The organism is Bradyrhizobium sp. GCM10028915, assembly GCF_042666195.1.
Lineage (GTDB): Bacteria > Pseudomonadota > Alphaproteobacteria > Rhizobiales > Xanthobacteraceae > Bradyrhizobium > Bradyrhizobium canariense_D.
Genome location: NZ_JBHTFN010000006.1, coordinates 36765 through 55097 on the forward strand (window position 1 = coordinate 36765; position 18333 = coordinate 55097).

Consider the following 18333-nt stretch of genomic DNA (forward strand, 5'->3'; position numbering starts at 1 on the left):
AAGCGAAAGGGCCTTGCAAGTCTATTGGTGGCTGCCAGCCAGATCGGTTGGGTTGGATCCCGCCGCCGAGCCGCTAAAGCCGACCGTCCAATAAGAAAATGCTGGCACACAACGCGTGTGCCGAAAACTGCGGAGGAGAAGATGGATCGGAGTGCGACGCTCAGTTTTGAAGATCCACTTTGTTACCAGGCGGCGATCACCACTGCGAATTTTGAGGTGCTACCCACGTCAGGCAGTTCGTTTAAAGCGGAACTGACCAAGGTCCACCTAGGTGAGCTATTGCTGCAACGCTTCTTCCACAATTTGCCCACGATCAACACCGGGTTCATCAAACCCGGACGCAGCGTACTTACCTTCCTGACGTCATCGTCGCCGGCTAGTATGCGGCACTGCGGGATGACCGTTTCGTCTGGGAACATAATCGTGAATGACAGCGACGAGATACACCAGCAGACCGAGGCCGAGTTTCGTCTGGGGTCGATATCTCTTGAGATGTCCAGACTTGATGCGGCTTCCCAAGTCATAGCCGGTTGCGACTTGTTTTCGAACTCTTCGCAAAGGCAACTTGTTCGGCCAGATGCTGCTATGATGTCACGGCTGTTGGACCTGCATGAGATAGTGGGCCAAATGGCAGCGAACGCGCCTGAGATTCTTCTAGTGAACGAGGCGGCGCGCTCTTTGGAGAACCAGTTCATTCATCTATTGGTCAGGTGTCTGACCGAGAGCGCCTCTAGTCGATCCATCAATTGCGGCCTGCGTCAGGCCCGGATAATCGCAAAATTCCACGAATATCTCGAAGCTAACCCGAACGTGCCGCTCTATTTAGGAGACATATGCGGAGCGATCGGAGCTGCGGAACGCAGCCTTCGCGCCGCCTGCGAAATACATCTCGGTATGGGTCCTATCCGCTACCTCGCGCTAAGGAGAATGCACCTTGTTCGCCGTGCACTCTTGCAAGCCGGTTCTTCCACGACAACAGTGACGGGAATTGCCATGGAGCACGGATTCTGGGAGCTGGGGCGCTTTTCCGTGAACTACCGCGCGATGTTCGGGGAAACGCCTTCCGCTACGTTGTTCCGAGCCACCGCGCGACCGACCCTACAGATGGCCGATGTGGCGTGAGCGGTCCCAGCAGAATTAATCTGGTAAGTGCCACATCCTTGAAGGAGGCAACTAGCGCCATCTCCAGCTTTCCCCTCCTGCCGCAGAGGATCTCGTACGCCGCTGCGCGAGGAGCGCGACCTCGAGGCACTGTTCGGCGATGTACCGTCACTACAGGGAAAATGTCGATGTTGATCCCGGGCCTGTTCTGACGCGCAGTCGGGCATCCGCAACGAGGCCGCATAGGTCAGACGGTTGGCGCAAGCATAGAAGCCTGAATGTTGATGCTGCTCAAATGCCTCCCATACATGGGCGGCTTCTGCACATATTCCCGGACATTGTCTTTGGTTATTAGCCGTCCGGGCCGCAAGGACCGGGGGCTATATTACAGCTACATCCCCAGACTATGGAAACAGGATGCCGACCGACGCGCTCCGCCGTGAAGAGAAGTTATCGGAAATGCGCAGCTTTTGTGTTGCTTCCACGGTGCGCACCATGCCCCCTCGCCGCCCGGCATCATGAGCTACCTTCGAAGCCTAAGCCGGGCAACCGTTCCCGCGGACCGTGTCTTGGATCTTCCTCTCGTCTTCTCATCCGGCAACCCATTCGCCAAAGCAGCTTTTCGCATTTCAACTGCCCTGGCCAAGCGCGGATCTTTCTTCGCAGCTTCGTAGGCCGGCAACACCGCCTCCATCCACATCAGCATACCTTCAGCCTTGAACACCACGCGGTCGGCGGCGCTGTAAACGCTCTGGGTGATGGCAGCGACCTCACGCGACATCTTGTCTGAGCCGCTCACGCGATGATCCAAGAGCGCGGATGCATATGCACCTTCGCCAAAATTCTCGAAGAAGCTGGTGACGGACCGACGCTCGTCATGAGGGCCAATCCGGTTGGGCAGTCCGACGCCGCTTGTTTGCCATTCGCGGCCATTTGGGGATACATTGGGATACACCCATATGGAGACGGAAGGCCCGCCCTGCAAGCGGTCGATTTAGATCGCCCGATAACCTATTATATTGTCAACAAAGTTTGCTTTTGATACCGCTCCAGGTGATATCCTGTTTACAGGCAAGTGGTTTTGTAAACCGAAGGTCGGGGGTTCAATCCCCTCAGCCGGCACCACCGATTTAGCCGACACCGCGGCCTGATAGATCGGGGCACTCCTCCGTCTAACGACAGCTAGAATCGATTTCCCACACATCACGTCAGAGCTTTCCGAGCGACCGTTACACTCAACTGGAGCAGCGGGTGCTTCTCGTTCCTGACTGTAATGAGGACCTGCGCCCCCTTTGCCGACGCGACGTCTCTGGCAATCGAGGTCGCCATTGCGATCGCCTCTCTTTCGGCGGCTTCCGGGCCGGGCAAATCCACCCCATCCTCGTCGACCGCAGCGAAAAAGTCGTCCTTGATATCGAAGTAGAACTTCATGGCTCAGAGCGACGGATTGAGATGAAGGTAAAGCACGTCGAAGTCTGCTATTTCGCGCAACCTGGCTTCATCAAGGATCGATATTCTTCCCCGCTCCAGGTCCAACACGCGCTGAGCACGTAGCTGCTGAACGACCCGATTCATGTGGACCACACTCGTGCCGACGGCGTCGGCGAGGAGTGCCTGAGAGGCTGGAAAGTCGAAGGACAGGCCGTCCGCTCGACCGATCGCCTTCAATCTGGTGTAAAGCTCAAGCACGAGATGCGCCACGCGGCTTGTGGCTTCGCGTTGACCAACGTTGCAAATCCACTCCCGGAAGATCGCGGCGTCGGTCAGTGTATCGCGCCAAAGCGCTTCGGCCACGTTAGGCCGCTTTCTTATCAGTGAGCGCACCGCTGCATGCGGAATGAAGCCGAGAACGCTATCGCCAAGCGTGCTGACGTCATGGTCCATCACATGTAGAAAGAGACCCTGCAGATCGGGAATGTCGCCGGGTTGGTGAAAGGCCATGATTTGGCGGTGGCCATTGCCGACGATCTTTGATCTCAGGATAAAGCCATCAACGACAAGGCAGCACGCCGAAGGTCGATCTCCGAGAGAAACGACCGGCTGACCGCCAGCCATCCGTTTCACCGTGATTGGCAGATGACGGATAGCGGCCTCGTCCTCTTCATCAATTTCGGTGCTGACCCGCAACCGCCTCAAGAAAGGTTCGAAAATTTCGGCGTTATTCATCGTTGGCTCCGGTCGGCAAACGATTTTTTGTCACGTTCGTTCCAAACCGGACCGCTAGCTATTGTCTCACGCGAAGCAAAGGGACTGCCGCAAATTCCAACCCTCGGCGGAACCCACGGGAACGGCGTCAATTCATCTTGCCGCGAAGCCTTGGAGCGAAATTTGACGCGCAACGCTCACTTCGAATGCTTCGGTGCGCTGCTTTGCTGGAAGTGCTCGGCGCCTGATATCTCCACCCAGGCATGTTTCGACTGTTCGAAAACCGAGCGGATGGGCGCCGGGTAGTTCGGAACCGCGATCGCGCCCACGGCAACGCCGATCATCGCAGGCAGATTGTCCGCCTTCCAATAGACCGTCGAACCGCACTCGGGGCAAAAATAGCTGCGGACCTTGCCGCCGCTTGCGGCTGTCCGGACGTACTCCTTCGACGTCCCTGAGATCCTGACGCCCTCCGCCGGATAGAACGCACCGACCCCGAACGGCGCGCCGGTTCGACGCTGGCAGTCAATGCAGTGGCAGGCGACGACGAGGCTGGAAGGTCCTGGAAGCGACAGCGCGAGAGCGCCGCACCTGCATTGGGCATCGATCATCGAAGCTCCTTCCTCCTCAATTGGCTGACAGGTTCTGTCGCTCGGCTGGAGCGCAGAGCAATCCAGGACGGACCCTCACTCCTTCGCAACCTCGAACGCCAGCAGTGCGTTGCCGGCGACGCCGCCCCACTGGCCGTAGCCGGAATTGGTGTAGAGCATTCCGCCGGCGATGATCGGCCCAGGGCCGTCGATCGCGCCGCCATGAGCAGGGGCGCCGTTCACCGTCGTATAGTCTCGCGCCGTGTCGTATTCCCACAACAGCTTTCCGTCGGCCGTCGCGTAGGCGCGCAGAAAGCCGCTGACGCCGCCGGAAAACACGACGCCGGGGATCAGGCTCACGGCAGCCGACAGCGCAGGGCTGCATTGGAGGCGATCGCCACAGGCGACAGGAGATACTTCCATCGCAATTTTCCCACTGGCGAGGTCGAGGCCGAACAGACCGCCGCCTTGGGTGGCATCGAGCCGCCGCGTACCATCGCGCAGGAACCGCACGTCGGAGTTCGCGACATAGATGCGATCCTGGTCGGCGGCCGAGCCCCACTCGCTGCCGCCGAGCGCACCGCCCTTCCCGATCCGCGTCTGCCACAGGATCTTGCCGCCATCATCAGGATCGAGCGCGTGCACGACGCCGGACTTCTGCGCGATGGCAAGAACGCGCCTGCCGTCACGCAAGGTCACGAGGATCGGCGACTGGCCAAAATCGTGGTCGGGCCCGTGATCTTCAGGACAATTGGTCTTGTCCGCGCCGAAGCACGCGACGATGAAGGCGTCGCTCGGCGTCGCCTGCTGCTTCCAGAGCAGCTTACCTGTCGCAAGCTCGAAAGCGAGGACCGCATCGGCGGTTGCGGCGGGTGGATTCGAATAGGAATTGCTGGTCGCGACGTAGACGGCGTTGCGTTTCGGATCAATCGTCGGTGCCGACCACACCGCCGCGCCGGACGGGCCGAACAGCTGCGTGCCTCTCGCATTCTTGCCGGTCGGATGCGCCACCTCGGGGATCGTGTAGGCCTGCCACACCGGCTTGCCGGTCACTGCCTCGAGCGCGACCACGCTGCCGCGGAAGGTACAGCATTCGTAACTGGCCTGCGAACCGGCGGCCTCCTCCAGCGAGGAGACCGGGATATAGAGCACGCCGGAATGCAGCGTCGGCGCGCCAGTGATGCGCGCTGCCGGATGCTCCTCGACCTTCGTCTTCCAGATCAGCGCGCCAGTCAGTGCGTTCACCGCATAGGCATTGGCGCGCAGGTCACCGAAGAAGATCGCGAACTGATCGGTGCCGGGAAGCGGCCCGAAGCTGATCGCCCCGCGCACCGCGGCATCGGTCGGCAGCGTCCACCTCGTGCAGCCGCTTCGCGCGTCGAGCGCGTGCACCTTGCGGTCAGTGCCGCCGATAAACAGCAGACCGCCCACGATGGTCGGCGGCGCAAACGACACCGAGGCGCCGGGAAACGCATAAGCCCATTTCAACCGCAGGCGCGGTACCTCTTCCGCGGTGAGGCCGGCCATTTCGGTCGACTGGAAGCGGCTGTTGGCAGCGTCGACGCCCCATCCATTCCAGCGCGGACCATCGAGCGGCTGCGGAAAGAAATTGACCTGCTGCGTGCAGCGTCCCTCCGCATCGACTGCATTGTCGCCCACCGCGGCCTTGCCGGTGACGAAGGCGGCAATCGCGCGCCGTTCCGAGTCGCTGCGGTCCCTCGCCATCGCCGCCATGCTTCCAGAAGTCAGCGTTCCCAGCACATGATCGAAAGACATCGCCTGCATGGCACCGCGGCCTGGCACACGGCTCTGGCCATCACCGCCATCGTGACATTGCGCGCAGTGGCTTGCGTAGAGCGCAGCGACGTCCTGCTGCGCCAACGCGGGCGCGCAGCACCAGACCAGCATGGCGACGGCGACAACACTCGGTCTCATGGCGTGCTCCAACATCGTCACCGCAATGCGAGACGGCATCATGCAACCCAAAGTATAGCGCGAGAGCAATCACTCACGCAACGGACGTGCCGCCCGCGTCCGTCATATCCCCCGGGCAGTGAGGACACGATCGGGCAGTTCATCGAGCCGCCACAGCCCGAGGCTCTTGTCGCGCCAGCCGCCACTGCCCTCTTCGCAACGCTCGTTGATCAGCTCGCGCGGCGCCGGCCAGTCGAACGGCGCCTTCTCCATGTTCAGCGCCCGCCAGTCGCCGTCCTCGCAATCGCGATTGTCGTCCCATTCGGGAAACGTCGTGACCAGCAGGAAACGTGCGCCGCTGGCGCGAAAGTTCGCGACGGCGCGGACGATGTTGTCGAAACTCAAATGCACCAGGCAGTCCCGGCACAGCACCACATCGGCGCGCGGCAGTGCATCGCGCGTGATGTCGGCAACGAGAAACCGGCCTGACAACTCACCGCCAGCCACGCGCTTGCGATTGGCCGCGATCAGCGACGGCACGATGTCGATGCCGGTGTAGTCGAGATGCAGCTTCAGGCGGCCGATCCACCCCGCGTCGCCGCAGGGCGCATCGAGCAGCGAGCGCGCGCCGAGCCGTTGCAGCAGTGCAGGAAGCATCTCGCGGACCGCGACGGTCGCGGGATCCTCCGAGCCGAGGCCCGACACCGAACTGGCCGCACCCCACAGGTTGGTCTTCTCGATGCGCTCGAACCGCGCGGCCAGATCGAGGCCGACAAAATTCTCGCGGTCGGCGGTGAACCGCTCATGGGCGAGCACGGGTGGGCGCTTGGAGATCATCGTCCGGACCTTAAGATTACGTTGTGAACACTGTGGTCATGCGTTCCATCCGAATCTCATCCCATCCTCAAACCGGTTTCTGCCACTCCATGATGTGGAAGTAAGGCACCCGGCGATGAAAGGCATTCCTGTCGGGGTCGCCGCCGCTGGGCTGCGGCTCGACGAAAAGGCGCAACAGGAGCCCCTGATCGAGTAGCAGCGTCATGTAGGTGCTGAGCGGACGATGCCAGTTCAGAATTCGGATGCCGCGCCAAGTCACCCAAGTCGGCCGCTCCTCCATGTAATGATCGATGTTGAAGCGCAAGGCGCCGTCGCCGTCACGCGTCCAGCCGTCGGGCGGACCCGCGGTGTTGAAGCTGGTCAGATTGGCAATCAGCAGCGTACCGCCCGGCCGCAGCGCTGCCACGATCTTCCCGATCGCCGCACCGAGATGGGGCATGTCGACCAGGCTGAGATAGCTGACGACCAGATCAAATGGCGCTTCGATCTCCATTGTTTCAGCTCGGCCAAGCCGGTAGTCGCCCTGCGGGTCCAATTTCATGGCACGCGCGAGCAGCGCTTCGGTCGGGTCGATGCCGGTGGTGCGGATGCCGGCGCGCTGCATGATGCGACAGAAGCGCCCCTCGCCGCAGCCAACGTCGAGCGCATTGCGGAAGCCGCGCCCTTCGATCCGCGCTCGCATCGGCGCGTCCAGCACGAAGCGGCGACCATAGTCGCCGTCTTCACCCTGCTCGACGATCCAAGCAGCCGCGGACGCGGTCCAGCCGTCGCTGATATCCTCGTTCATGGATCGACCTTCGGGAATGGACGTTGGCCGCACGCATTTCGGGCGCGGCTACTGACCACAGATTGGATCAGAGTTCAACATGAGGTAGCATGCGCATCCCATGCGTCCCTATACCAGCCGAGAGATCGCCAAGATCACCGCGGGTGCTGTCGCGGCGATCGTCGCAACGGGCTTCCTGTTCGCGATCGCGATGTCCCTCTTGCTGCCGCAATAAATCAGCTGCTTGCCGGGGCGCCGTGCCGCCGGAGTTTGTGCCACCCAGCCGGTTGCTGTCGCTCACCAGCATCTTGGCCGTGGAAAGCACTTGGCCAGCGTCGAGGACGACGCTTCAAGCTCGGTGGACGCCGCGCCCACCGTCTTGATCTCGCCGGCTGCGCGCTCAAAGCCGTCGGCAAGGTTGACCATATCGCGCTTGCGCTGATGGGCGGCTTGCTTCTCAACCTCGATCTGCGCTGCCGTGAGACGACCTCGATCCGTGGTTTTTGAAGATTTGTCTTTGAAGATTTGTCCTGGCCATGTCCCGATCGCGTCCCGCCGGCAGTTTGGGGAGCGATCCGGGCATGGTCAGGCGGAACCCGTCAAGGGCGTCGGCCGTTGTCGACCCATGCGGATCAGGGAAGAAAATCGAAACATGTTTCTGCTGGCCACGGTGACGCTGTGCTGTAGCGCCTTGGCCGGGGCTGTTGCGCTGTTCGAACAGGCTCCCTGGCCGGCTCCGGCAAAGCAGCGGGCTGAAACGGTAGCAATAGACGGGACCACGCCGACGCCGGTTCGGGTGGTCGGGGCGCCGTTCGAGCCCAACCTCAATCCGCGGGAGCGCTAGCGCTCACCCCGGCGAGACGTCGGCGCCCTCCTCCGGACGGCGTTTGGCGCGGGCCAACTCCTCAACGAACGCGATCACCTCCGCCCGTTTGTCGGGCGGCAGCGATAGGAACGCGCGGACGAGCCTCAAGCCCTCGGCTTCGGCTGAATGGTCTGCTTTGGCATCCATTCCCCACTGTCGGGCGGCCGGGAAAAATATGCAATCCCCACCCAACACCTTCTTGATTCGGCCGGCCAGCTTTGCTGGAATGGCGCCAACAGGGGTGCACCATGAAGTGGATCGCGGAACGCGACGCGCTGATCGCGCAGACAATGGCTTTCGTCCAATCGGTAACCGGCAAAAAGGATGACTTGCATCCACCGGAGATCCCGACGGCGACAGTGGCCGCGTCGGTGCAGATCGCCCCCGTCAACACCATCATCGGGACCGAGCCACTTAAGGCCGCTCCGCCGCAGCCGTTACCTCTCCCGTCGCCCCGGGTGGCGAGCCACGACGTCCGCACCGAAATACAGGCCCGCATCGCCAATTTCCGCAAGCATCAGGAGCGGTTCGAGCGGGAGCGCGAGGAATATTGCGCGGCCACCCTGACCAAATTGCGGGCCGCCATCCGCGAGCCCTCCTCCCGTCCACCGGCTGACAAGTAAAGCCGGATCTCCCGTCGCTGGCCTAAAGCCAGGACCACACTAGCCAGAGATTGGCCGCGCAGGCGCCGAACAGGGCCAGCGTGAGGGGCAGCAGCATGTGCCCGCAAGAGGTTTTCAGGTCCGTCGTCATGACCGAAAACATCCGCTGATTCCGCCAAATGAGTCCCGTGGATTCTTTTTTTCGGGATTCAGGACTCGTTAAGGACTCAGGACCCGGCGGCCCTGATCACGGCCGCGTGATCGACCGGCGAGCGGAACCCCTACCCCGTCAAATTCGTTAATGCGCTTTCCGGGAGCGGGAACAATGCCCTACGCCCTGTTCTGCAACGATGCCCAGATCAGCAAGGCCTATCCTGACGAGTCCGACGTCTGGAGGCTCGCGCAGCGAAGTGGCCTCGTCGTGGACGTAACTGCGGATGACAACCGTCCCGGGCCACGCCGGGTGCTCGACAACGATTACGAGATCAAGCCGTGCCGGGCCGCACAGGGCGAGGACCCGGCCCGGAACAAGGCCGAGGCTGATCGCCAAGCGAGGATGGAGCTTGAGCTGAATTCCTAAAGAGGAATCGAAGCTGGGAAGCCAGAGCTCAGGAAAAGCTTAGGGGGTCGCGGTGGCCAGTGACGCCTGCTCGCCCGCCAGAGCCACGCAGGCCTTCCGGCGATGCAGCCCACGGATCGCGCCGGTGACCTTCAGCACCTTACCGGAGGAGCACGAGGCGTCCTTGACGAAGGCCACCTCGTAGGGTGCCAGCATCAGAGGCTCGGATTTGAGGATTGTTTGGGCAGCGCACGGCAAACTGACGAAGCACGAGAGCACCACAGCCGACACCAAGATACGCATGTCCGTCGTCCCACCAGCCCGGTAATTGTCATATAACGCGTTCCGGCGCGCGAGTTCCGTAAGCTGCAAAAATTATTTTTGCTTTACCCGAGCTCCATGACGCGCGTGAGAAAGCGCCCGCCAGAACGTTTGCCTGCAAATGACGCGCCAGATGGTTGACGCGATGCAAACAAAGGACTTGCGAACGAGGGCTGGGCAAACGAAAGGCCGGCGAGAGCCGGCCTTTGTCAGGTCGTGGGTCGCTGGTGGCGCGTCAGTAGCGCGAGGCTGCCGGACCGCCCCAGCCGAAGCGGTAATTCACGCCGACCTTGACGGTATGCTCGTCCTCCCGGCCGCGGACGCCGACGACGTCAGCCGGACCGGAGGTGATCGTCGTGTTGCCGAAGTTGTAATATTGGTACTCGGCCTTGGCCGACCAGTTCGGCGCGAACATGTATTCGAGGCCAGCGCCAACGGTATAGCCGTCCTTGCTGTTGCCGGTGGCGGTGAAGGGCTGCGGGACGCCGGCGACATTGACGCCAAGACCGCCATTGCGCCAGGCATAACCGCCCTTCGCGTAAAGCAGCGCCGGTCCCCAAGTGTAGCCGATGCGACCGGTCACCGAGCCGAGCTGGTCGGTATTGGAGGTCACCTGCGTGCCCAGCGGGAACGTAGCGCCGCCGTTGTTGGTCGGCAGCCAGGAATACTGGGCCTCGACACCCATGACCCAATTGGGCGCGAACTGGTAGTCGAAGCCGCCCTGAACACCGCCGAGGAAGCGCGCGTCGCTCGACTGGAAGCTGCTGTCGCCGGCAAAGGCGCCGCCGACATGGCCACCGATGTAGAAGCCGGTCCAGTTGTATATCACCTGCGGCGGCGTGTAGGCCGGAGCCTTGGTGTAGGTGCGCGCCTGCATGTCGGCTGCGGCAGCCGGCGCAGCCAGCGCAAGCAGGGCAACCGCGCCCAGCAAAATCCTCTTCATGATTATCCCCGTTCTTTCAATTCGACACTCAGGAAACAACGTGGCGTGAATTGGGTTGCTTCGAGGCGATGCCGGAACGTTGATCGTTCGTTACTGTGACGGAGCGGCAACAGCGCGATTTTGTTCCGTCCGACAGGCGCGTGCCGACGGTTTTTTCCGTCGGAAACAAAACCTTCCGTAACGATTAGTCGCAACGCGAAACCACCCCGTTCAAAGCTCCCCGAAATGTGATCCGGCAGCTCCGGCGGGCTTTGTCTATCACCAAGCGATGAAGGTGGGCTTTGCGCTACCGCGTCATCTTTTCAAGTTCCGGAAAGGGTACGTAAACCGCGCCCGCGCACAGCTCGCTGGCGCGATCGACGACGCGGTCCGCCCGGCCGTTGACGAAGATCACGGCGCGCTCCCTCATGGCCTTGTAGGTGCCGTCGGTCTCGCGTGGGGTGAAGTGCAGGCAACTGACGTAGAACTGGCGGCCTCCGACCTCGCGCTGCGCCGGCTCGGCCATGCTGGCGTCACGCACGCCGACGGGATTGTTCAGATAGCTGCGCATCAAGGCCAGCGTGTCGCCACGGAAATTATCCGGGAACGGTTGTGGACCTCCGGCCTGGGTCCCCTCCATCAGGGTTGGACGGTCACCATCGCTGCCGAAACATCCCGTGAGCGCCAGCGGCAGTGCCAGCATCAACGCCAAGCTCACTGCGCGTTCCGCTAGTCGCCGCACCGCTTACGCTCTCCGCTCGATCAGTCTCGGAGACGTTCCAGCCCCAAGGTTGCAATGATGCATGTCTACAGGTGTTTTGCCCGACGAGTCAAACGGATTCGTAAAATCCGCAAATACGCCACCCCTTAAACCATTGATTTATCTACGACCCGCTACTGTGCATGGGGTTGTTTTCGAGGTTTTGTTTGCGGCCGCCAAATCTGGGACGTTGCTCGCGGGCTTCAGCATGGTCATACCGGCCCGCCGCCAGCACCTCGAGCTTTCGCGCAAGGCGTGACGAACGGGCCGGGCCTGAATTCCTCACGCGGCGGCCGGGGCAATGCTAGGACGCCGCCGCGCAGGCTCAGTCGTTAGCTGCGCTTCTCCATCGTCGCCGGCTTGGTGACGTCCGGCTGCGTCTTCAGCGACTTCTTCGCTGACAGATGCTTGTGGTGGTGGCGATGCTTGCGCACGGTCTTGTGCTCGTCCGGTGTGACGGCGGCGTTGGCGTTCATCGCCTTCGACTTGGTGTCCACCTTGGCATCGGCCTTGACGTCCGAAGCCTTGACATCCGAAGCCTTGGCGTTGGCCTTGAGGCCGGCATCGGCTTTCGCGGCGGTGGTCGACACCTTGGTCTGGCTCTGGTCTGCCTTGATCACCGGCGTGGTCGTGGTGGTCTCGGCTGCGAAGGCCGGGGCTGCGATCACGGAGGCTGCGAGCAAGGCTGCGGAAATGGTCTTCAACATGGTTGGTCTCCTCTTGGAAGGATCTTGAGGCGGGCGCCCTCTCGCCAACCCTTTGATCGTAGGTTGGAGCCTAGGAGGCTCGCACTGAACCCAATCTGAAGCCCACAGCAGGCTCCCGTTCATCTGGATGACAAGTTTGTCATCCGCCCTAGGCCAGGATGCCGGGAATGTTTCTGCCTGATGGGTGTTCCGGTCTTTGGGCAATCGTGTAGGATCGCCACGTTCCATACCGGAGAACTTATATGCGCAAACTCTCAATGCTTCTTGTGCCGGGACTTGTCGCCGTGTCGTTGGCAGCGGCTCCGGTGCTGACCAGCGCCTATGCCGCCGGCAGCGATGAGCCCTCCTCGCCACCGAAATCCGACACCTCGACCAAGAAGGGCAAGAAGAAGAGCTCCTCGGTCAGCGATCCGAAATTCCTTGCTGCCTATCGCACCGCCTACACCACGATCTTTGACAATCACGACTACACCGGCGCGATCGGCCAGCTGAAGTCGCTCAAGCGCGACGACGTCGCCGACGTCGCCAATCTGATCGGCTACTCCTATCGCAAGCTCGGCGACTACCAGTCGTCGAAGGTCTATTACGAGCTCGCGCTGAAGGACGATCCGAACCACGTCCGCACCTGGCAGTATTATGGCCTCTGGCAGCTCGAGCAGGGCAACCGCGAGCAGGCGCAGTATCACCTGAACAAGCTCGCCTCGCTCGCCGGCACCGACAGCTCCGAATATTGCTCGCTCGCCGCCGCGCTCGACAAGCCGACCGGAGCGACGCTGGTCTATTAAGAACAGAACATCGCATCTCCGAATGGGACGAACGGGCACAACCTCAGGGTTGTGCCCGTTCTGCGTTCTCGGTTAGCCTCTCGCATCAAACACTCTCCTGGTAAATCGGTGCGCAATGGACAAGTGGCTGCGATCCGCGATCGACTACATCGGCTCCTGGATCGAATTCCAGCACACCACAATCCACCAGCCGGGCGTCATGGTCGCCTTCGTCCATCGCGGCGAGGTGGTTGCCGAGCATGCGTTCGGCCTCGCCAATCTCGACACCGGCGAGAAGCTCACCCCGCGCCACCGCTTCCGCATCGCCTCGCACTCGAAGAGCTTCACCTCGGCCGGCGTCATGAAGCTGCGCGAGCAGCGCAAGCTCCGGCTCGACGATTCCATCGGCCAACATGTCGCCGGCCTGCATCCGCGCGTCGCCGAAACGACGATTGCGCAAGTGCTCTCGCACAGCGCGGGACTGACGCGCGACGGCGCCGATTCCGGCCAGTTCATCGACAGCCGTCCCTATCTCGACGCGAGCGAGCTGCTCGCGGAATTGAAGCGGCCGACCGCAATCGAGCCGGGCACACGCTTCAAATATTCCAATCACGGCTTTGGGCTGATCGGTCTCGTCATCGAGGCCGTGACGAAGGAGCCCTACCCGGTCTGGATCAAGCGCGAGATCATCGAACCTGCGGGCCTGCGCGAGACCGAGCCGGACGCGCCGCTTCCCAAGGGCGCGTCGTTCGCGCGCGGCCACACTCGCAAGCTGCCGTACGGAGAGCGATGCGTGATCCCCGGCGACAATCCCGCGCACGCGATGGCCTCCGCCGCCGGCTTCATCGCGACCGCCGCCGATACCGCCCGCTTCTACGCGCAGCTCGCGCCCAATGCGAAAAAGAGCGTGCTATCGGTCGCAAGCCGCCGCGAGATGACGCGAAACCATTGGCGCGTGCCGCAAAGCTTCGAGGCCTATTACGGCCTCGGCGTCAACGCCGGCAAAACCGACGGCTGGGATTGGTTGGGCCATGGCGGCGGCTTTCAAGGTTACATCTCCAGGACCTGCTCCATCCCCGCTTGCGAGCTCGCGATCAGCATCCTCAGCAACTCCATCGACGGCGCGGCCCCGTTCTGGATGGACGGCGCGATGCAGATCCTGCGCGTCTTCCAGTCCCGTGGTGCACCCGACCGCCGCGTGCGCGACTGGACCGGCCGTTGGTGGACGATCTGGGGCGCGAACGACCTCGTGCCGGTCGGCAACCGCGTGCTGGTCGCCAATCCCCAGTTCAACAACCCGTTCATGGACGCCGCCGAGATCGAGGTCACCGGCCGCGACACCGGCAAGCTCGCCTGGGCCGCCGGCTACTCCAGCCACGGCGAGCCGGTCCGCCGCGTCCGCGACAAGCGCGGCAAGGTCAGTGACGTCTGGATCGCGGGCGCCAATATCAAGCCTGCGGCCGTCGTAGCCCGCGAGATCGCGCGGCGATACAAGCCGCGCAAGCGGCGGGCTACTCCCGAATGAGCGTCTCGACCTCGCTTCGAAGGGCCTGCCGCGAGCCGTCGTGCGAATAGAACATGTGGCCGCCGGGATAGACCACGAACTTGACCCGCTGCGTTGCGAAGGCCGGCAACTGGTCGAGCACCCGCTTCGATCCGAAATAGGGGGTGGCGAGATCGAACAGGCCGTGCGCGACCAGCACGTTCAGCTTCGCATCCGTGGCAAGGATCTGTCGCAGCTCGGAGACTGATTGCGGCGGATTGATGCCGCGGCCGAAATCCCAATGACCCTCGACGGCGCCGTTCAACACCTCGTAGGAGCCATCGGGCCGCCAGTTGAGCTTGTGTGTCAGCAGGTCAACCGCCGCACTCGTCAGCGGCGCCTGCAGCGCATCGCCGGAGGGATCACCGAACCGCGAGCTGCTCGAATCCGGATAGGGATCAAGGCCGCGTACCGAGCCATCGTAGCGCCCCGTCACCTTGCCGTTCTTGCGGTCGAATTCGCGGCGGAATTCGCCGACGTCGAAGCGGCCGGCAAGCCGACGGCTCACCGCCTGGTCGATGCCGGTGAGCTCGGCGACCTTGTCGGCAAGACGATTGGTGGCCTCCTTGTCCGCCTCGCCCTTGACGAGGTCGGCCAGGAATTGGCCGCGCGCGTAAGCCTCGACGTCGGCGAGATCGGCGCGCTTGACCGGGCCTTTCGCCGCGCGCGCCACCGCCACATAGCTCGGCAGCGTCGCGACATATTGCAGGAGGCTGGTGCCGGTGAATTCGCGGAAGTCCAGGAGCGGCGACACCAGGATCAATCCCCTGACGCCGACGCCGTGCTGGAGCTGCAACTGGCGCACCACCTTCGGCCCGCGAATGCCGCCATAGCTTTCGCCGGCGACGTATTTCGGCGAGGTCAGCCGGTCGTGCTTCTCGAGCCAGCGGCGGATCACCAACGCGATCGAATTGACGTCGCCGTCGACGGAGTAGAGCGATTTGCGCGCGTCATCGCCGGTCGCGACGAAGCGGCTGTAGCCGGTGCTGACGGGGTCGATGAAGACGAGATCGGTGAAATCGAGCCAGGTCTCCGCGTTCGGCTTCACCTCGGGCGAGGCGGACGGCGACAGCGCTTCGCCATCGAGCGGCAGCCGCCACGGCCCGGCCGCGCCGAACTGGAGCCATGCCGACGACGCACCGGGCCCGCCGTTGAACAGGAAGGTCACCGGGCGCGTCGCACGGTCTGCGCCGTCGAGCTCATAGGATGTATAGGCGATGTCGGCCACCGGCTCACCCTTGCCGTCGAACACGCGGATCGAACCAGCGGTCGCTGCGAAATTGAGGCTGCGGCCGGGAAGATCGAGTGTCTGCTTCGTGGTCGAATCCGACGGAAGACGGTGCGGCTCGGCGGATGGCGATGCATTCTGTGACGCGCTTTGTGCGCCGCCGCGCCCGCCCTTCTGTCCGGCTGGCGCTGCCGCCTCGGCGCGCGGCTGCGGCGGATCGTCGGCGCGCGCCAATCCTGCGAGCGCGAATGCCGATACCGCCAGCACGAGGGTCGCACGGCGGAGCACCGGCATATTCATATTCATGGTCGTTCTCCCTGCCCGGCGACGACCACCGGTGCGGACCGCAAGGCTAGCGCGGAATTGCGACGGTTTGGGGGATCATGGCTCCGGCGGCGCCTGAAGAGCCCGGTGGGCCACAAATCGACCCGGTTTCATCCTCAAATCGGAATGGGCAGTTGCCGGACTGCTGTGAAGGGTGGTCATCCTCGACAATCGGGGTCGAGATCGTTAGACGAGCCCGGCGGAACTTTCTCGAGCCAGCGGCCCTGCCCGGAAACCATGACCAAGCCAGCGCGATACGACCGGATCGCCTTCGTCGCCAGCCCGAGCAGCGAGGCGCAAGCCGCCTTCGGCCAGCTCACCAGGGACTTCGGCAATTGCGATCCGAAGGACGCCGACATCGTGGTCGCACTCGGCGGCGACGGGCTCATGCTTCAGACGCTGCATCAGCACATGCATACGGGCAAGCCGATCTACGGCATGCACCGCGGCACCGTCGGCTTCCTGATGAACGAGTACTCGACCGTCGATCTTCGAGCCCGTCTCGAGGCCGCGCAGGAATCAGAAATCCACCCCCTCCTGATGCGCGCGACCGATGCCAACGACCGCGTCCACCTGCATCACGCCATCAACGAGGTCGCCCTGTTCCGGCAGACCTACCAGGCCGCGCGCCTGCGGATCCTGATCGACGAGCGCGAGCGCATGTCCGAGCTGATCGCCGACGGCATCATGGTGGCAACGCCAGCCGGCTCGACCGCCTACAATCTGTCCGCCCAAGGACCGATCCTGCCGATCAACGCCGCGCTGCTGGCGCTGACGCCGATCAGCGCCTTCCGCCCACGACGCTGGCGCGGCGCGCTGCTGCCGAACACGGCTTATGTCGTGATTGAGGTGCTGGAGGGCGACAAGCGCCCCGTGGCGGCGGTCGCCGACCACGACGAGGTGCGCGATGTTCGCCGCGTCGAGGTGCTGTCCGACAAGACCATCTCGATGCGCATGCTGTTCGACCCCGGTCACAGCCTGGAAGAGCGCATTCTGCGCGAACAGTTCGGCTCCTGAGCCGCCCGCCGGACTGCCGATCGCAACCCTTCATTAACCCCCGGCGAGATATGGTTAACGAAAGTTGACCACTTCGGCCCGGGCTCCATGTTCCGCATCGATTTCAACAAGCTGCGTTTCCTCGTCTGCGACGACAATCCGCACATGCGCCGCATCCTGCGGACGCTGCTGCATTCCTTTGGCGCGCGTGAAGTCTACGAGGCCGAGGACGGGGCCACGGCGCTGGAAATGTACAGCCATTACGTGCCCGACATCGTCATCACCGACTGGGCGATGCCGATCTTCGATGGGCTCGAGCTGGCGCAGATGATCCGGCAGCCGGAATCCAAGGGCAATCCCTACGCGCCGATCATCATGCTGACCGGCCATTCCGAGAAGCGCCGCGTCACGGTGGCGCGCGATGCCGGCGTCACCGAATTTCTGGCCAAGCCGATCTCGGCCAAGGGGCTCTACCAGCGCATCCTCAACGTGGTCGCCAGTCCCCGCCCCTTCATCAAGACCAAGACCTATTTCGGCCCGGACCGCCGCCGCAACATCAACTCAGCCTATATGGGCCCCGAGCGCCGCGTCGGCGAAAAGCACGAGGTGCTGCAGCAGCCCTCGCTGCTCGACAAGGCCCGCTCCTCCATCTAGCGCAACGTCTCTCACGATCGAGGCCGATATCATGGCGAAGAACAGCGCAAGAGACATCGAGATCACGGCCTTCGCCACGCATCAAATCATCACGCAGCCCAACCCGCTGCGGTCGGTCCTGCGCCGCGTCGAAGACAAAGACATGGACGATCCGATCGGCCGCGCCGAACAGGCGCTCGCGGGCCTTGCTGGCGAGTTCAAGGACTGGATGGCGACCGAGATCAACCGGCTGTCGGCCGCCTACGTCGCCATCCGGCACGACGGCTTCAGCAAGGACAGGCGCGACGAGTTGTTTCGCGCCGCGCACGACATCAAGGGCGATGCCGCGACTTTCGGCTATCCGGCGGCGGCGGGCGTAGCCGAGAGCCTGTGCCGCGTCATCGAGCACGCGCCCGATCTCGAAAAGGTACCGGCCGAGCTGTTCACGCACCACATCAACGCCATCCTTGCCATCGTGCACGAGAACACCAAGCTCGACAGCATCAGCGTCTCCGCCGAACTCAGCCGGCGCCTGCGCAAGGTCGCCGACGACTATCTCGCCGACGCCAACCGCGATCGCCCCGAGCATCTCGAGGTGATCCTGGCACCGAGTATCGCGCCGGCGGGGTAGCTTCGCCGTTCGCGAGGTGTTGTAGCAACCATTAAAGGCTAGGCGGCTTTTTCGATCCAGGGCGTGCCCCGTTGCACGACAGTATTGGCGTAGATCAGGAGCTTGCGGGCGCAGGCGATGAGCGC

General features: G+C 62.9%; 21 protein-coding genes. 8 read left to right on the forward strand and 13 right to left on the reverse strand.

What is annotated here, in order from left to right; genetic code table 11:
- Positions 1-141: 141 nt before the first annotated feature.
- On the forward strand, positions 142-1122 hold the full coding sequence (locus ACFQX9_RS05205) for a helix-turn-helix domain-containing protein (RefSeq protein ID WP_377786978.1): 981 nt from the start codon (positions 142-144) through the stop codon (positions 1120-1122).
- Between the two features lie 502 nt (positions 1123-1624).
- Here ACFQX9_RS05205 and ACFQX9_RS05210 read toward each other — a convergent pair.
- The 8 genes from ACFQX9_RS05210 to ACFQX9_RS05245 all read right to left on the reverse strand — a co-directional run bounded on the left by ACFQX9_RS05210 (position 1625) and on the right by ACFQX9_RS05245 (position 8365).
- On the reverse strand, positions 1625-1900 hold the full coding sequence (locus ACFQX9_RS05210; RefSeq protein ID WP_377786982.1) for a hypothetical protein: 276 nt from the start codon (positions 1898-1900) through the stop codon (positions 1625-1627).
- Between the two features lie 404 nt (positions 1901-2304).
- The gene (locus ACFQX9_RS05215) at positions 2305-2532 is read right to left on the reverse strand and encodes a DUF6894 family protein (RefSeq protein ID WP_377786985.1); all 228 of its coding nucleotides are present in this window, start codon (positions 2530-2532) and stop codon (positions 2305-2307) included.
- 3 nt (positions 2533-2535) lie between these two features.
- Complete coding sequence (locus ACFQX9_RS05220; RefSeq protein WP_018455399.1) at positions 2536-3267, reverse strand: Crp/Fnr family transcriptional regulator; 732 nt, start codon at positions 3265-3267, stop codon at positions 2536-2538.
- Positions 3268-3443: 176 nt separating this feature from the next.
- The gene (locus ACFQX9_RS05225) at positions 3444-3857 is read right to left on the reverse strand and encodes a GFA family protein (protein ID WP_085384991.1); all 414 of its coding nucleotides are present in this window, start codon (positions 3855-3857) and stop codon (positions 3444-3446) included.
- Between the two features lie 75 nt (positions 3858-3932).
- The gene (locus ACFQX9_RS05230) at positions 3933-5771 is read right to left on the reverse strand and encodes a PQQ-binding-like beta-propeller repeat protein (RefSeq protein ID WP_085385060.1); all 1839 of its coding nucleotides are present in this window, start codon (positions 5769-5771) and stop codon (positions 3933-3935) included.
- A gap of 102 nt (positions 5772-5873) precedes the next feature.
- Positions 5874-6587: a class I SAM-dependent methyltransferase gene (locus ACFQX9_RS05235; RefSeq protein WP_085384992.1), complete on the reverse strand. Its 714-nt coding sequence runs from the start codon at positions 6585-6587 to the stop codon at positions 5874-5876.
- Between the two features lie 67 nt (positions 6588-6654).
- Complete coding sequence (locus ACFQX9_RS05240; RefSeq protein WP_085351158.1) at positions 6655-7374, reverse strand: bifunctional 2-polyprenyl-6-hydroxyphenol methylase/3-demethylubiquinol 3-O-methyltransferase UbiG; 720 nt, start codon at positions 7372-7374, stop codon at positions 6655-6657.
- 826 nt (positions 7375-8200) lie between these two features.
- The gene (locus ACFQX9_RS05245; protein WP_007602663.1) at positions 8201-8365 is read right to left on the reverse strand and encodes a hypothetical protein; all 165 of its coding nucleotides are present in this window, start codon (positions 8363-8365) and stop codon (positions 8201-8203) included.
- Between the two features lie 101 nt (positions 8366-8466).
- On the opposite strand from ACFQX9_RS05245, the gene ACFQX9_RS05250 reads away from it, so the two are divergent.
- Together ACFQX9_RS05250 and ACFQX9_RS05255 are read left to right on the forward strand one after the other, a co-directional pair.
- Positions 8467-8841, forward strand: a complete 375-nt coding sequence (locus tag ACFQX9_RS05250; RefSeq protein ID WP_018455392.1) for a hypothetical protein — start codon at positions 8467-8469, stop codon at positions 8839-8841.
- A 304-nt stretch (positions 8842-9145) separates the two neighbouring features.
- Positions 9146-9400, forward strand: a complete 255-nt coding sequence (locus tag ACFQX9_RS05255) for a hypothetical protein (RefSeq protein WP_018455390.1) — start codon at positions 9146-9148, stop codon at positions 9398-9400.
- A 39-nt stretch (positions 9401-9439) separates the two neighbouring features.
- Here ACFQX9_RS05255 and ACFQX9_RS05260 read toward each other — a convergent pair whose 3' ends face one another.
- From ACFQX9_RS05260 to ACFQX9_RS05275, 4 genes are all read right to left on the reverse strand, one after another.
- Positions 9440-9682 carry a hypothetical protein gene (locus ACFQX9_RS05260; protein WP_018455389.1) on the reverse strand — a complete coding sequence of 81 codons (243 nt, stop codon included), beginning with the start codon at positions 9680-9682 and terminating at the stop codon, positions 9440-9442.
- Between the two features lie 253 nt (positions 9683-9935).
- The gene (locus ACFQX9_RS05265) at positions 9936-10643 is read right to left on the reverse strand and encodes an outer membrane protein (protein WP_085384994.1); all 708 of its coding nucleotides are present in this window, start codon (positions 10641-10643) and stop codon (positions 9936-9938) included.
- 286 nt (positions 10644-10929) lie between these two features.
- On the reverse strand, positions 10930-11325 hold the full coding sequence (locus ACFQX9_RS05270) for a hypothetical protein (protein ID WP_018455387.1): 396 nt from the start codon (positions 11323-11325) through the stop codon (positions 10930-10932).
- A gap of 389 nt (positions 11326-11714) precedes the next feature.
- Positions 11715-12089, reverse strand: coding sequence for a His-rich protein BRANT (locus ACFQX9_RS05275; RefSeq protein WP_368507697.1), 375 nt, complete (start codon positions 12087-12089; stop codon positions 11715-11717).
- 242 nt (positions 12090-12331) lie between these two features.
- On the opposite strand from ACFQX9_RS05275, the gene ACFQX9_RS05280 reads away from it, so the two are divergent.
- Positions 12332-12874 carry a tetratricopeptide repeat protein gene (locus ACFQX9_RS05280; RefSeq protein WP_377786993.1) on the forward strand — a complete coding sequence of 181 codons (543 nt, stop codon included), beginning with the start codon at positions 12332-12334 and terminating at the stop codon, positions 12872-12874.
- Positions 12875-12989: 115 nt separating this feature from the next.
- Positions 12990-14378 (forward strand): serine hydrolase domain-containing protein, encoded by a 1389-nt coding sequence (locus ACFQX9_RS05285; RefSeq protein ID WP_377786996.1) that lies wholly within the window; start codon positions 12990-12992, stop codon positions 14376-14378.
- Here the strand turns inward: ACFQX9_RS05285 and ACFQX9_RS05290 are convergent.
- Positions 14365-15930 carry a S10 family peptidase gene (locus tag ACFQX9_RS05290; RefSeq protein ID WP_377786999.1) on the reverse strand — a complete coding sequence of 522 codons (1566 nt, stop codon included), beginning with the start codon at positions 15928-15930 and terminating at the stop codon, positions 14365-14367. The genes ACFQX9_RS05285 and ACFQX9_RS05290 overlap by 14 nt on opposite strands.
- Before the next feature lie 255 nt (positions 15931-16185).
- Between ACFQX9_RS05290 and ACFQX9_RS05295 the strand changes: the two genes are divergently transcribed.
- The 3 genes from ACFQX9_RS05295 (at position 16186) to ACFQX9_RS05305 (ending at position 18208) form a co-directional block, all read left to right on the forward strand.
- Positions 16186-16965, forward strand: coding sequence for an NAD kinase (locus tag ACFQX9_RS05295; RefSeq protein ID WP_085351151.1), 780 nt, complete (start codon positions 16186-16188; stop codon positions 16963-16965).
- An 87-nt stretch (positions 16966-17052) separates the two neighbouring features.
- Positions 17053-17598, forward strand: a complete 546-nt coding sequence (locus ACFQX9_RS05300) for a response regulator (RefSeq protein ID WP_007611745.1) — start codon at positions 17053-17055, stop codon at positions 17596-17598.
- A 31-nt stretch (positions 17599-17629) separates the two neighbouring features.
- A complete protein-coding gene (locus tag ACFQX9_RS05305; RefSeq protein WP_018455380.1) occupies positions 17630-18208 on the forward strand; it encodes an Hpt domain-containing protein in 579 nt (192 codons plus the stop codon).
- Positions 18209-18333: the final 125 nt, after the last annotated feature.